The organism is Hahella ganghwensis DSM 17046 (genome assembly GCF_000376785.1).
GTDB lineage: Bacteria > Pseudomonadota > Gammaproteobacteria > Pseudomonadales > Oleiphilaceae > Hahella > Hahella ganghwensis.
Map to the genome: position 1 here is coordinate 59669 of NZ_AQXX01000114.1, position 13505 is coordinate 73173.

General features: G+C 50.6%; 13 protein-coding genes. 11 read left to right on the forward strand and 2 right to left on the reverse strand.

Annotated features, from left to right (window positions below; genetic code table 11):
- Positions 1-26 precede the first annotated feature (26 nt).
- Positions 27-944, reverse strand: a complete 918-nt coding sequence (locus tag F566_RS0113800; RefSeq protein WP_020407587.1) for a DMT family transporter — start codon at positions 942-944, stop codon at positions 27-29.
- A 108-nt stretch (positions 945-1052) separates the two neighbouring features.
- Between F566_RS0113800 and F566_RS0113805 the strand changes: the two genes are divergently transcribed.
- Positions 1053-2216: an NAD(P)/FAD-dependent oxidoreductase gene (locus F566_RS0113805; RefSeq protein WP_051085329.1), complete on the forward strand. Its 1164-nt coding sequence runs from the start codon at positions 1053-1055 to the stop codon at positions 2214-2216.
- A gap of 1 nt (position 2217) precedes the next feature.
- Here the strand turns inward: F566_RS0113805 and F566_RS0113810 are convergent, their stop codons facing one another.
- A complete protein-coding gene (locus F566_RS0113810; RefSeq protein ID WP_157496788.1) occupies positions 2218-2967 on the reverse strand; it encodes a ComF family protein in 750 nt (249 codons plus the stop codon).
- Between the two features lie 79 nt (positions 2968-3046).
- On the opposite strand from F566_RS0113810, the gene bioB reads away from it, so the two are divergent.
- From bioB to F566_RS36340, 10 genes are all read left to right on the forward strand, one after another.
- Positions 3047-4123 carry a biotin synthase BioB gene (gene bioB / locus F566_RS0113815; protein ID WP_020407590.1) on the forward strand — a complete coding sequence of 359 codons (1077 nt, stop codon included), beginning with the start codon at positions 3047-3049 and terminating at the stop codon, positions 4121-4123.
- Positions 4124-4129: 6 nt separating this feature from the next.
- Complete coding sequence (gene bioF, locus F566_RS0113820) at positions 4130-5299, forward strand: 8-amino-7-oxononanoate synthase (RefSeq protein WP_020407591.1); 1170 nt, start codon at positions 4130-4132, stop codon at positions 5297-5299.
- Entirely contained in the window at positions 5299-6048 is a 750-nt protein-coding gene (locus tag F566_RS0113825) for an alpha/beta fold hydrolase (protein ID WP_020407592.1), read from the forward strand. The genes bioF and F566_RS0113825 overlap by 1 nt, the downstream gene beginning before the upstream one ends.
- Positions 6049-6089: 41 nt before the next feature.
- The gene (gene bioC / locus F566_RS0113830; RefSeq protein ID WP_157496789.1) at positions 6090-6899 is read left to right on the forward strand and encodes a malonyl-ACP O-methyltransferase BioC; all 810 of its coding nucleotides are present in this window, start codon (positions 6090-6092) and stop codon (positions 6897-6899) included.
- Between the two features lie 45 nt (positions 6900-6944).
- Positions 6945-7649 (forward strand): dethiobiotin synthase, encoded by a 705-nt coding sequence (gene bioD / locus F566_RS32890; protein ID WP_020407594.1) that lies wholly within the window; start codon positions 6945-6947, stop codon positions 7647-7649.
- A 110-nt stretch (positions 7650-7759) separates the two neighbouring features.
- Positions 7760-8032 (forward strand): hypothetical protein, encoded by a 273-nt coding sequence (locus F566_RS0113840; protein WP_020407595.1) that lies wholly within the window; start codon positions 7760-7762, stop codon positions 8030-8032.
- 44 nt (positions 8033-8076) lie between these two features.
- A complete protein-coding gene (locus tag F566_RS35475; RefSeq protein ID WP_020407596.1) occupies positions 8077-9042 on the forward strand; it encodes a putative metalloprotease CJM1_0395 family protein in 966 nt (321 codons plus the stop codon).
- 398 nt (positions 9043-9440) lie between these two features.
- Positions 9441-11240, forward strand: coding sequence for an acyl-CoA dehydrogenase C-terminal domain-containing protein (locus F566_RS0113850; protein ID WP_020407597.1), 1800 nt, complete (start codon positions 9441-9443; stop codon positions 11238-11240).
- 154 nt (positions 11241-11394) lie between these two features.
- Complete coding sequence (locus F566_RS0113855) at positions 11395-13185, forward strand: acyl-CoA dehydrogenase C-terminal domain-containing protein (protein ID WP_020407598.1); 1791 nt, start codon at positions 11395-11397, stop codon at positions 13183-13185.
- A 121-nt stretch (positions 13186-13306) separates the two neighbouring features.
- On the forward strand, positions 13307-13505 hold a 199-nt coding region (locus tag F566_RS36340; RefSeq protein ID WP_020405160.1), incomplete at its 3' end, for a transposase domain-containing protein.

Consider the following 13505-nt stretch of genomic DNA (forward strand, 5'->3'; position numbering starts at 1 on the left):
GGGGTTTTCTTTTGTCTGGAGGGAAATTACGGGTTAGTTTTTGTTTTGCCGATGTTTTGGCAAAGCCAAAGACCAAGAATAATAATCAGCCCTCCAATGCCATGATAGATCTGGGGTAGCTCTCCCAGAAAAGGAATCGCCAGCAGAGCGGTAATTAACGGGGTGAGGTAGAAAAACAGAGAGGCTGTGCTGGGACTGGTTTGAGTGACTCCAAAGTTCCAGAAAACGTAGGCAAGCAGAGATGGGAAAATGGCGACATAGACAATAGCGAAAATAAGCTGATTGCTTATTTCAAAACCTCCGCGTATATGAAACTCGGCCAGGTAAAATGGGCTGATCATGACAACCCCGATACCCAGAAATATCAGGAACAGATCAAATCCGGGGATGGGAATCTGCCACTTTCGCAGTAATATCGAATACAGGGACCAGATAAGCATCGCAATTGCCATAATGCTGTCACCCGTATTGAGTTCCAGACGCCACAACGCCCCCGGATCTCCCTTCAGAATGACATATAGGGCCCCTGCAAAGGCACATATGATGCCTGCAATGCTCCTCAGACCGACGGCAGCCCCTAACAATGGTGCTGATAGAGCAATGGTGGTGATCGGCATGAGCGATGTCACCAGAGTAATATTTAACGCTGAGGTATACTGGGCTGATACGTACAGAAGTGAGTTATAAGTGGTGATGCTCATGAATGACAGTATGAGGATTCTCTTCCAGTGCAGGCGAATAATGGCATGATGCCTGCGATAGGCCCTATACATGAATGGACTGACCAACAATGCGCAAGCTGACCAGCGCAGAAAAGACAAAGCCAGGGGTGGGATCATGTCGTTCACGCCGCGGGCGACTATGGCGTTGCCTGCCCAGAACAGTGAGGTACATACAAGTCCTGCGTATGGTAGCCAGACTTTGGTTGTCCAGGATTCTTTCATAGGATACAAATAGTTGAGCCGAGGATTCTGCTAAAGGGGGTTAAACCTGACAGGCAGCTAATCAATATGGATGCCATTCTGGCTTTCATGATACGAGAAAACAATGCAATGACGACGAAAAGTTCTGAGGACATCCAACGAGAAACGTTTTTAGTGGATACCGTGGTCATCGGTGCTGGAGTCATCGGGCTGGCTGTAGCTCGTTCGTTGGCACAGCAGGGGCGGGAAGTCATGGTGCTGGAATCAGAATATGGTATCGGCATGGGCACCTCCTCACGCAATAGTGAGGTCATACACGCGGGTATCTACTATCCCAGTGGCAGTCTGAAAGCGCAGTGTTGTGTTGAAGGTAAGGCATTGCTGTATCAGTATTGCGAAAACCACCAGGTGCCTTACAGACGATGCGGAAAGTTGATTGTTGCTGCTAATGCAGAGCAGGAAAGGACGCTGGAGTCTCTGCTGGATAAAGCCGAGGCAAATGGTGTTCTGGATCTGCAGAGGCTTTCACGGAAGCAAGTAAGCACTCTCGAGCCGCAATTAACGGCTGAATCCGCTTTGCTGTCGCCTTCTACAGGCATTATTGATTCCCATCGTTATATGCTTGCTTTACAGGGGGATATTGAGGACGCGGGAGGAATGGTGGTGGCCAACTCTCCTGTCGTAGGAGGCCGTGTTGAGCCTGGCAGTATAGGCGAGGAAGGTAAAATAACATTGTTTGTTGGTGGAGAGGCGCCGTGCCATCTTAGAGCCAGGTGTGTGATCAATTGTACTGGAATACTAAGTTCTGAGTTGCTTGGTTCAATTGATGGTTACCCTACAGACGCTCTCCATAGGCTCTATTGGGCGAAAGGACATTATTTCAGTCTTGCTGGTCAGTCGCCTTTTCGGCATCTGATATACCCGGTGCCGGAGCATGGTGGGTTAGGAATCCATCTGACTTTGGACATGGGAGGTCAAGCACGTTTTGGTCCTGACGTTCAATGGGTAGATGCTATTGATTACGACGTATCCCCCGATCTTATTCAGAAATTTCGTCAACATGTTGCGACATACTGGCCGGCAGTGATGGAGCGTGAGTTGATTCCTGCCTATGCCGGGATCAGGCCGAAACTGTCTGGTCCGGGTGATGCGGCGGCAGATTTTCTGATCGAAGCACCACGACAGACCGGGGTTGCGGGATGGTTCAACCTGCTGGGTATTGAATCTCCCGGGCTTACCGCATCACTCGCGCTTGCTGCAAAGGTTGCCAAATCTGTTGCGGAATATGATTAAGTTATTCAACCGATCTTCTCGCCACAGAAAAGCCAAATACCTCAGTTGCGCCAGCCTTTAATAGCTGGACTGCAATGGCGTCAATGGTACTGCCGGTGGTCATCACATCGTCTATAATAATGATGGGAGATTCTGGTGGGGTCATGTTAATTGCGAAACTGTTCCGTACATTTCGGCGACGCATTTTGGCTGTCAGTTCTGCCTGTCGGGGTGTGGCGCGGGTTTTAGCTACAAGTTTGGTGTTTACGGGGAATCCAGAATAGAGAGCCAGATGTTTGGCCAGCAGTTGAGCGTGGTTGTCTCTGCGTGAATAATATTGCGATGAATGCATGGGGACGGGAACCAGCACTGCCTGGTTAAGTTGACTAAATGCCTGCTGGAAGTGTGAGTAGGCGGCTTGAGCCAATGGCTTGGCCCAATAGCCGCGCTCATGGTATTTCAGTTGTCTGATTATGGATGGAAGAGGAAACCGGTAGTCAAAAGCGAACACCGCTTTGCTGAAAGCCGGTGGCCGTGTCAGGCAATGCCCACATATCTGGTTGCGTTGAGTTGAATAAAGTTGAGTCTTAATGCTTTGGCCGCAGATTTCACATCCATTCACTGTTGAAGGGAAGTCGTCCCTGCAAGCACTACAGATTGAGGTTGTCTGCCCTGTATCCAGGCATAACAGGCAATGTCTTGGTAGATGGCTGTCAACTTTTAGTCTAATAAAAGTTGACAGCTTATTAAGCCGCTTTATCATGTCTTCCATGTTTGATTTTCAAAATCCATTTAATGCAGGGGGCTTTCAGATCGCTCCCGGTATAACCCAACATTCAGGATGTTGAATAATGAGTGCAAGTGCCCAAGCCCCAGTTCGTCATGATTGGACAATTGAAGAAATCCAGGCGTTGTTTGAATTGCCTTTTAACGATTTGCTTTTTCAGGCGCAGACGGTTCATCGGATGTACTTCAACCCAAATGAGGTTCAGGTCAGCACCTTGTTGTCGATAAAGACAGGCGCTTGTCCGGAAGATTGCAAATACTGTCCTCAGAGTGGTCACTATAATACCGGTCTTGAAAAAGAAAAGCTGCTTGAAGTCGAAAAAGTCGTGAAGGAAGCCCGCCAGGCCAGGGAAAAAGGGGCCAGCCGATTCTGCATGGGGGCGGCATGGCGTAATCCTCGTGAAAAAGATATGCCTTACGTGCTGGAAATGGTCAGGCAGGTGAAGTCTTTGGGGATGGAAACCTGTATGACCCTCGGTATGCTTAGTCCGCAGCAGGCAGGGCAACTGGCTGAGGCCGGCCTGGACTATTACAACCACAATCTGGATACCTCAGAGAACTACTACGATAAAATTATTACCACCCGCACTTATGCCGACCGTCTGGACACTCTTCAGAATGTCCGCGATGCCGGAATGAAGGTCTGCTGTGGCGGCATTATGGGCATGGGGGAAACCCTGAAAGACCGTGCCGGACTTTTGATGCAGCTGGCAAACCTGCCTGCTCACCCGGAAAGTGTGCCGATCAACATGTTGGTTAAAGTTGAAGGAACGCCATTGGAGTTGCAGGGTGAACTGGATCCGTTTGATTTCATTCGAACCATTGCTGTTGCCAGAATTGTGATGCCCAAGTCTCACGTGAGGCTGTCAGCGGGTCGTGAAGATATGAACGAACAGATGCAGGCTCTGTGTTTTCTGGCAGGGGCAAATTCCATCTTTTATGGGGAAAAGCTACTGACCACGCCGAATCCGGAAGCGGACCAGGATCGATTGCTGTTCCAGAAACTGGGAATCAAGCCGGAGCAAAGAGAGCAGTGCCATGACGAGGATGTTCAGGAAGCTCAACTGCACGATGCTATCGTTGCAGAGGAGCAGAAACGTAAGATGAGCGAAATGTTCTACGACGCATCTGAAAGTGCCTGAACACAGATGTCGAAGTGGCGTCATATCCCGGAGGCTCTTGAGCAACGTCGGCAACAAGGGTTGTACCGCAAGCGTCTGACTCTTGCCTCTCCCCAAAGTTGCCATATCAAGGTAGAAGGCCAGGAATATCTGGCCTTCTGTAACAATGATTACCTAGGGTTGGCCAACGATCCGCGCCTGATTGAAAGCGCTCGGGTTGCAATGAGTCAGTATGGACTGGGTGGCGGTGCGTCTCACCTGGTCACCGGACATATTGAGCCCCACCATGAACTTGAAGTGCGACTGGCTGAATTTACCGGTCGTGATCGTGCCTTGTTGTTTTCTACCGGCTATATGGCCAATCTGGGCGTGATATCGGCTCTGGTCGGGCGCAACGACAAAGTTATCCAGGACAAGTTGAATCATGCCTCTCTGCTGGACGCAGCGCAGTTATCCGGTGCCCGGTTATTGCGATACGCACATAATGATCCTGAAGCTTTAAGAGGACGTTTGGAAAGCGATACGGATAGTCGATCACTGGTGGTGACAGACGGCGTATTCAGCATGGATGGGGATATAGCTTTACTCGATCAAATAGCCCCTCTGTGTCGTGAACATGATGCGTTGTTGATGGTGGATGATGCTCATGGCTTCGGCGTTCTTGGTGGAGAGGGCGGAGGATGTGCCGAAATATTTGGCTTGTCTCAGTCTGATCTGCCGCTGTTGGTGGGGACGCTGGGGAAAGCGTTTGGAACGGCAGGTGCTTTTGTGGCCGGCAGCGAGGAGCTGATTGAATACATCATTCAATTTGCCAGGACTTATATTTACACCACATCCATGCCCCCGGCCGTTGCCGCAGCAACTTGTACCAGTCTTGATATCGTGCGGGAAGAATCCTGGCGAAGAGAGCATCTGGTATCGCTGATTCAGCAATTTCGTCGTGAAGCGTTGGCGCTTGGTTATCAATTAATGGACTCGGACTCCCCTATACAGCCAATTTTGATCGGAGAGACTGAAAAAGCTCTGGAGTTGGCAAATGCTTTACGTAAGAAAGGGATTTTGATTACGGCAATCAGGCCTCCTACAGTGCCTGCGAATACTTCTCGATTAAGAGTAACTTTTTCTGCTGGCCACACGCAGCAGGATCTTGAGCGTCTGCTGGAAGCATTACAGCAGTGTCGGGAGATGACAGTTTAATGGCTGCCTCACAATGGGATTCTTCAGTAGAGCCTGCCCGCTACCGGGTTGTTCTAATATCGGGCTGGGCGCAGCCCAGTGACGCTGTTCAGGATTTGTCAGATGCGATCAGTAGCTGGGCAGATGTAGTCATCGTGGAGCTTAATCATAGCGAAGAGAGTCTGCTTGAAGCTCTCAATCAGGCGATAAATGTCTCCTGTCCGGTGATAGTGATTGGATGGTCGCTTGGTGGCACGGCCGCCATCAGGATGCTTCCACATTTGAAGAAGGTTCCTGAGGCGCTGGTTCTAATAGGCTCCAATCCTTGTTTTATCGGAAATGAATGCTGGCCAGGTGTCGGCTCGGAACTATTCAATGAATTCTCCAGGATGCTGGAGGAGCGCCCAGAGAAGCTGCTACAAAGGTTTAGCGGTTTGATCATGCTGGGAGATCCTGATGCCCGCCAACTAACCCGGCAAGCCCGACAGTGGCATGAAAAAGTACTGTCCTGGCCGATTGAACATCTGTCGCAAACTTTGGCATGGCTGAAGGCGTGGGACATGCGCGACGAACTGGCAGACATCAAGGTGCCAGTATTGCATTTGCTGGGGGGGCTGGATCGACTGGTGCCTACAGATGAACTCGCCAGGCTTATTCGCGAACAATATGTTGATCAGGTCGTTGAAGTCGTAGAGAGCATGGGGCATTACCCCAGTCAGACTGCCTGCAATGAATTGGCCATGCATATTCAACGATTTACGGGAGAGTAACTGTGGGCTGTCAACTCAAATATAACCCGGGGTCTGTGCAGGTGAGTGCAATTGATAAGCAACTGGTGGCGGCATCCTTCGGACATGCGGCCGAAACCTACGACGCATTAGCCGGATTGCAAAAGGAAGTGGGACTTTCTTTAATGGGGCTTCTGGAACCTGAGAAGAGCCCTGAGGATTTAAGAATCGCTGATATTGGGTGTGGTACCGGCTGGCTGACTCACCACTTAAGGTTGAATTATCCCCTATCGTACATCACTGGTATGGATTTGGCTGATGGGATGGTGGAATTCGCCCGTGCTCATCAGCCGGAGGGGGCTGACGACTGGATTGTGGGAGATATGGAGCAGATGCCCCTGCCATCTTCTCAGTATGATGTCGTATTCAGTAATATGGCTATGCAGTGGTTGGAAGATCCTATTCTCTGGTTCAGAGAGGCGCATAGAGTTCTGAAGCCGGGTGGAAGTTTACTGTGCTCTACACTGCTAGACGGCACCTTAATTGAACTTCAGGAGTCCTGGAGGGCGGCAGACAGGGTTTTGGAGGGGAGTGGGGCAACCCACGTTAACCGTTTTCAGACTCAGGAGGAGCTTGAGCTATCCATCCGTGAGTCGATACCCGAGGCTGACGTTCGGGAAAGCCGATGGGTTCGCTATTATCCTTCCGTCAAAGACATTATGAGTGAATTAAAAGGAATTGGTGCCCACAATCTGAATTCAGACCGGCCGCGAGGATTCACGGGTAAATCGAAAATCAGACACATGATAAGTCACTACGAAAGTTACCGTGGGCCCAGAGGGTTACCAACGACCTATCGTGTTGCATTTATTTCCTATCGCAAACCCCACTAGACTTATTTTATCGTCAAGATTAGTTAACTATAGAAGTGCTTTGCTGTGCCTAGAACCCTATTTATCACCGGAACTGATACAGAAGTTGGTAAAACCTTTGTGACAGCTGCTCTGCTGCATGCATTTTCCAGGCATGGGCTGCGGACGATCGGCCTTAAGCCGGTTGCTGCAGGCTGTGAGATGTCGTCGGATGGTCTGGTCAATGATGATGCCCTGACATTGCAACGCTATGCGACAGTCAGGCTGCCCTATGCCCAGGTGAATCCTGTTGCTCTGGAGGAGCCTATTGCGCCTCACATTGCGGCTCAAAGACAAGGCAAATCGCTGTCCCTGCCACGTTTGTCCGGACTATGTCGCGGCACGCTGATGACCCCGCACGACATTTCTCTTGTCGAGGGTGCGGGTGGATGGCTGGTGCCTTTAAACCCAAGGGAAATGCTGTCAGACCTGGCGATGGAGCTCAGAGCGCCTGTGATTCTGGTGGTCGGGCTCAAGTTGGGTTGCCTCAATCATGCTTTGCTGACAGCTGAGGCCATTCAGAGAAGAGGGGTTCCTCTTGCCGGATGGATCGGGAATCAATGTCAGTCTGTTCCTATGTCCGGATTAAAGGAAAACCTGGACACCCTAAGTGGAGGGATCAAGGCGCCTTGCCTTGGCGTGCTGCCTTTTGCAAAATCGCCGGAAGATGAAGCGGTTCAGTCGGCGCTTAGAATCGGGACGCTGATTCCGCCAGATTCAAGTGCTGGTTAACTTTGGATCATTTACCTCCTGTTACACTCTGTTATGCAGTTTGGTTGAATATTGAACAGCGTCGGCATTAGAATAGGTTCTATACAACGGTAATGCTGTAGGGAGTTGTAGTGGTTTCTAATATTTTGAATACTGGGCTGCAAGGGATACGGCAAGGTGTACAGGGGGCTGAAAAGGCTGCCTCACAAATTGCCAGGGTCGGGCAGCCGACGAGTGGCGGCGACAATAATGGTGAGTCTTCAGGCCAAAGTGGTGATCTCTATAGTGATCTGGCTGAGCCTTTGGTGGATCTGAAACTCTACGAGACAAGTGTCAAAGCCTCTGCGAAAGTCGTGAAAGTGGCCGATGAGGTTATCGGTACACTGCTGGATATCAAGGCGTAATCTGTCAGGGATATCGCAGGTCTGCGCCAAGGGGTGAGCTTTAGGTGCTTATAACTGGTTCCGCTTTGCCGGTGTCCAACACCATAACTCCCTATTCGCCTCCTTCAAAGGCGCAGGTATCGACTGCTTCTGTTCAGGACCTCGAGTCCACCCTTCCACCTGTTCAGCCCCTGGAGCAGGCCTCGTCAGGCTCTCCCTCAGGAACGACTCCAGCTCTTGTCTACAATCGCTTTGCGCAACTCAATCAACAAACCGGCGATAATAGCGCCGGGAATACCAGTCAAAGTCCTGTCGTACCCTCCGAGGAGCAGGTTGACCCGCAGCAAGCCAATGTGTCTGTGGATGCTGCGGGTGTCCGCCAGGGAATTGAACCGACTGAAGGTCAGCAAACCTCCGGGGAGACTGGTCAACAAAGTTCTCCTCAGAGCCCGGATCGTGAAAGCCCTGACCAATCACAGAGATCTTCGCAGCCAGCAGGGCAAATCTCTGACGAAGAGCTGGCGGTAATTTCAGAGCTGTCTTCCAGAGACCGGGAGGTTCGATCCCATGAGCAGGCACATCTATCAGTAGGGGGGATATACGCGTCAGCGCCTCAGTTCAGCTATGAGCGAGGTCCTGATGGGCGTACCTATGCTGTAGCTGGTGAAGTGTCGATCGATGCCAGTACTGTACCGGGGAATCCCGATGCGACTATCCGTAAACTGGAGCAGGTACGCCGCGCGGCTCTAGCGCCAGCTGAGCCCTCTCCTCAGGATCGTCGAGTCGCGGCTCAGGCAAACCAGGGCATTATCCAGGCGAGAGCTGATTTGGCTGAGCAGCAGCGGACAGAGGCACAGGAATCCGAAGAGCAGCGTGAACAGCAAAGAGCTGCGGCGGAATCAGACTCTTCCGCAACAGATCGCCGTGACAGCCAGAGTCGTGCCATTCAAACTTATCAGGAGCTTATCGGAATTGGCGATCAGCTTTCCGACATAGATGATTTTACCACCGTGCTTGACGAGATTATCTGAGGTAAATCCTGATTCTCCGACCTCAGGTGGCGTATGAATTTGGCATGGATTGCCCCGCTTCACTAACAAAATTTTACAACATAACTGTTTCTGCACCCTCCCGATACACGCTTTTAACTTATTGATTTGAAGGGAAGTGTGCCACCCCCGCAGTCTGACGCTGGAGAATCTCCTCCGACAAAAGCGAAAAATTGGTGTTTTAACTCTAATCAACCTTGACATTCTGCTTAAGCAAACGTATGTTTCAAACACTTGTTTGATACATTAATCAACTGTCCAGGCTCAACCAATCATGGAAAATGAGCGTAAGCGACAGGTAAAAGAAACAAAATAATCCGTGTGCACGGTAACAATAGTGAAAGCCGACGAGCCTTTGCTGGAGAGATGAGGTAATCAGTATGCCGGAATATAAAGCTCCTTTACGCGACATTAAGTTTGTAATGGATGAACTGCTGAATGTTCAGTCCCACTACAGTGAGTTGCCAACTGCTGAAATGACGACCCCGGACATGGTCGACGCTATTATCCAGGAAGGAGCTAAGTTCTGTGAGCAAGTATTATCTCCTTTGAATCGCGTCGGTGATGAAGAAGGCTGTGTCTGGAGTGAAGACGGTGTCAAAACACCTACAGGGTTTAAAGAAGCCTACCAGCAATATGTTGAGGGTGGCTGGCCTTCGATGACCTCCGCAGAGGAGTTTGGTGGCCAGGGGCTTCCTGAATCTCTTGGTCTCGTCATGAGTGAAATGGTGGGGACCTCCAACTGGTCGTGGGGTATGTATCCCGGTCTGAGTCATGGTGCGATCAACACTATTGCATTGCACGGCACAGAAGAACAGAAAGCGTCTTACATGCCGAAACTGGTCAGTGGTGAATGGACCGGTACAATGTGTCTGACTGAGCCTCACTGCGGATCTGATCTGGGTATTCTTCGCTCAAAAGCTGAGCCCAATGCTGACGGTTCCTACAGCATTACCGGCACCAAAATTTTCATTTCAGCCGGTGAGCATGATATGGCTGAAAATATTGTTCATATTGTCCTGGCGCGTCTGCCGGATGCCCCTCAAGGTACCAAAGGTATTTCCCTGTTCATCGTTCCCAAGTTCATGACCGACGGTGACGGTGGTGTTGGTGAGCGTAATGCGGTGAGCTGTGGTTCTATTGAGCACAAGATGGGGATTCACGGTAACTCCACTTGTGTTATGAACTTCGATGGTGCTAAAGGCTATCTGATCGGACCTGAAAACAAAGGTCTGAACTGTATGTTTACCTTCATGAACTTTGCCCGTATCGGTACTGCTTTGCAGGGGCTGGGTGCTGCTGAGCTCTCTTTCCAGGGCTCTCTGGCGTATGCCAAGGATCGTTTGGCAATGCGTTCACTTTCTGGTGTTAAGAACCCGGACGGACCTGCTGATCCGATCATCGTGCACCCAGATGTGCGTCGCATGCTTCTGACCCAGAAGGCTTTTGCTGAAGGCGCTCGTGCTCTGATCTATTACACTGCCGTGCAGGGTGATTTTGTTCACCATGGTGCGACTGAAGAAGTGCGAAAAGAAGCCGACGAAATGATGGGCTTCCTGACGCCGATAGCGAAAGCATTTCTGACGGAAGTGGGTTATGAAGCTTCCAACCTGGGTATGCAGGTATTCGGCGGACACGGCTTTATCTCCGAGTGGGGCATGGAGCAGATTGTTCGTGATACCCGTATTGCTCTGATGTATGAAGGAACTACCGGTATCCAGGCACTTGACTTGTTGGGACGTAAAGTCCTGATGACTCAGGGGGAATCTCTGAAGCGGTTCACCAAACTTATACATGTGTTCTGTAAGGAACAGGCTGACAATGAACAAATGAAGGACTTCATTGAGCCGCTTGCCAAACTGAACAAAGACTGGGGCGATCTGACCATGAAGATTGGTATGACCGCCATGAAGAATCGTGATGAGGTAGGTTCTGCTTCTGTTGATTACCTGATGTACTCAGGCTATGCAACGCTGGCATATTTCTGGGCGCGGATGGCGTTTGTGGCTCAGCAGAAACTGGCAGAAGGTACGACCGAAGAAGCGTTCTACAAATCCAAAATTCATACCGCACGCTTCTACTTCAAGCGTATTCTTCCCCGCACAGCAGGTCATGCAATTAGTGCTTTGGGTGGCGCTGATACGCTGATGGATCTGGATGCAGAACATTTTGCATTCTGATCAAATCAGGTAAAAGAAAGCCCGCGTAAAGCGGGCTTTTTACGTACAACGGTTAGCTGTGTTTTCTTGGATAACCAGTTGTTAACCTGAAATCCAGTCGAAATCCGTATATAAAACTGAATTCCAAAAAAGACATTATCACGAGGGTGTAACCATGGCTGATTACTCTGCGCCGTTACGCGACATGCAGTTCGTTCTGAAAGAAGTGTTTGAAGTGGGCAAATTGTGGGAATCACTGCCAAAAGCCCAGGAAAGTGTGGACGTAGAGACTGCGGACGCCATCCTGGAAGAGGCCGGAAAGATTTCTGCAAGCCTTATTGCGCCATTAAACCGCAGTGGCGATGAGGAAGGCTGTCAGTGGAATGATGGTGTGGTAACGACGCCGGCGGGTTTCCGTGAAGCATACCAGACCTTCATCGAAGGTGGCTGGTGTGGTCTGGGAGGGAATCCTGAGTTTGGTGGTATGGGGATGCCCAAGATGATTGGTGCCCAGGTCGAAGAGATGGTGCAGTCAGCCAATATCTCTTTCGGTTTGTATCCCATGCTGACTTCAGGTGCGTGTTTGGCCCTGGATTCTCATGCCACGCAGGAATTGAAGGAAAAGTATCTCCCGAACATGTATTCAGGTGTCTGGGCCGGTTCCATGTGTCTGACAGAGCCTCATTCGGGCACTGACCTGGGGATAATCCGTACCAAGGCCGAGCCTCAGACAGATGGGTCTTATTCCGTCACCGGTACCAAAATCTTCATTACCGGTGGCGAGCATGACCTGAGTGACAACATTATTCACTTGGTACTAGCGAAGCTGCCCGATGCGCCGGCTGGCCCTAAAGGCATATCGTTGTTCCTGGTCCCCAAAATCATGGTGAATGATGATGGTAGTCTGGGCGAGCGTAATGCCGTCAGTTGCGGTTCTATTGAGCATAAAATGGGGATTAAGGCGTCAGCGACTTGTGTTATGAACTTCGATGGTGCGAAGGGATGGCTTGTCGGTGAGCTGAACAAAGGATTGGCGTGCATGTTCACCATGATGAACTATGAGCGCCTGGGAGTGGGTGTACAAGGTCTGGCGGCGGCTGAGCGTTCATATCAGAGCGCGGTTGAGTATGCCAGGGATCGTATTCAGGGGCGTTCTCCTTCAGGAGTGGCAGCACCTGAGAAAGCCGCTGATCCGATTATCGTCCACCCGGATGTTCGTCGAATGCTGATGAATATTCGTGCGCTGAACGAAGGCAGCCGGGCATTTTCGACATACGTTGCCAAGTATCTGGACATTGCCAAGTTCTCTGAAGATGCGGCTCAAAAGCAGCATGCGGATGCGATGGTGGCGCTCTTAACTCCTGTCGCCAAGGCATTTCTGACCGACCGTGGGCTGGAAAGCACAGTCAATGGACAACAGGTCTTCGGTGGCCATGGTTACATTCGCGAATGGGGTCAGGAGCAGTTGGTTCGTGATGTGAGGATCGCTCAGATCTATGAAGGCACTAACGGTATCCAGGCGCTTGATTTGATGGGGCGTAAGATTGCTGCCAACGGCGGTAAGTTCTTCGAACTGTTCGCCAATGAGGTCGCAGACTTTATCGAAGCCAACCGTGATCAGGAAGACCTGCTCGAATTTGTAGAGCCATTGGCCGCCAGTATCGAGCGTTTGTCTGATGTGACTGAGTATGTTCTGGAAACGGTGTCAGGAGACCCTAATGCTGTCGGTGCGGCCAGTGTCGAGTATCTTGACCTGTTCGGCTATGTCGCATTCGGTTACATGTGGGCGATGATGGCTAAGATCGCCAAGAGTAAAGCAGAAGGCGATACCAGTGGTTTCTATGATGCCAAGCTGAAAACGGCCCGTTATTACTTCTCGCGTCTGCTGCCACGTGCTGTAGCGCTGGCCGAGTCTATCAAGAGTGGCAGTGAGGACATGATGGCTCTGAGTGCTGACCAGTTCTAAGCACTTTGGTTATCAGAATACAGGAAAAGCCCGTCAATCACGCAATGCTGTTCACTTAAGTGTTTGAGTTAGCGCAGGGCTTAATAGAAAATCCAATGATGGAAACATCATCGGATTTTTTATGGATTTTCAGCAAGACCTGCTCGACCTCAGCGACCTCTTTAACTTCTCAGACCTCAGCTCATTTACTCAAAACATCCCCGTCGAATGGGTTGAATCTGCACTGCGTTTGAGTGCCTCCGCGACGATTAGAAGGCGCCGACTACCATCAGACCAAGTACTTTGGCTTGTCTTGGGGATGGCAATGTTTCGGGATGAAC

Coding starts and splice junctions, on each gene's coding strand:
- F566_RS0113800 (WP_020407587.1), bottom strand. CDS start 944: ATGAAAGAATCCTGGACAACCAAAGTCTGGCTACCATACGCAGGACTT.
- F566_RS0113805 (WP_051085329.1), top strand. CDS start 1,053: ATGACGACGAAAAGTTCTGAGGACATCCAACGAGAAACGTTTTTAGTG.
- F566_RS0113810 (WP_157496788.1), bottom strand. CDS start 2,967: ATGGAAGACATGATAAAGCGGCTTAATAAGCTGTCAACTTTTATTAGA.
- bioB (WP_020407590.1), top strand. CDS start 3,047: ATGAGTGCAAGTGCCCAAGCCCCAGTTCGTCATGATTGGACAATTGAA.
- bioF (WP_020407591.1), top strand. CDS start 4,130: ATGTCGAAGTGGCGTCATATCCCGGAGGCTCTTGAGCAACGTCGGCAA.
- F566_RS0113825 (WP_020407592.1), top strand. CDS start 5,299: ATGGCTGCCTCACAATGGGATTCTTCAGTAGAGCCTGCCCGCTACCGG.
- F566_RS0113850 (WP_020407597.1), top strand. CDS start 9,441: ATGCCGGAATATAAAGCTCCTTTACGCGACATTAAGTTTGTAATGGAT.
- F566_RS0113855 (WP_020407598.1), top strand. CDS start 11,395: ATGGCTGATTACTCTGCGCCGTTACGCGACATGCAGTTCGTTCTGAAA.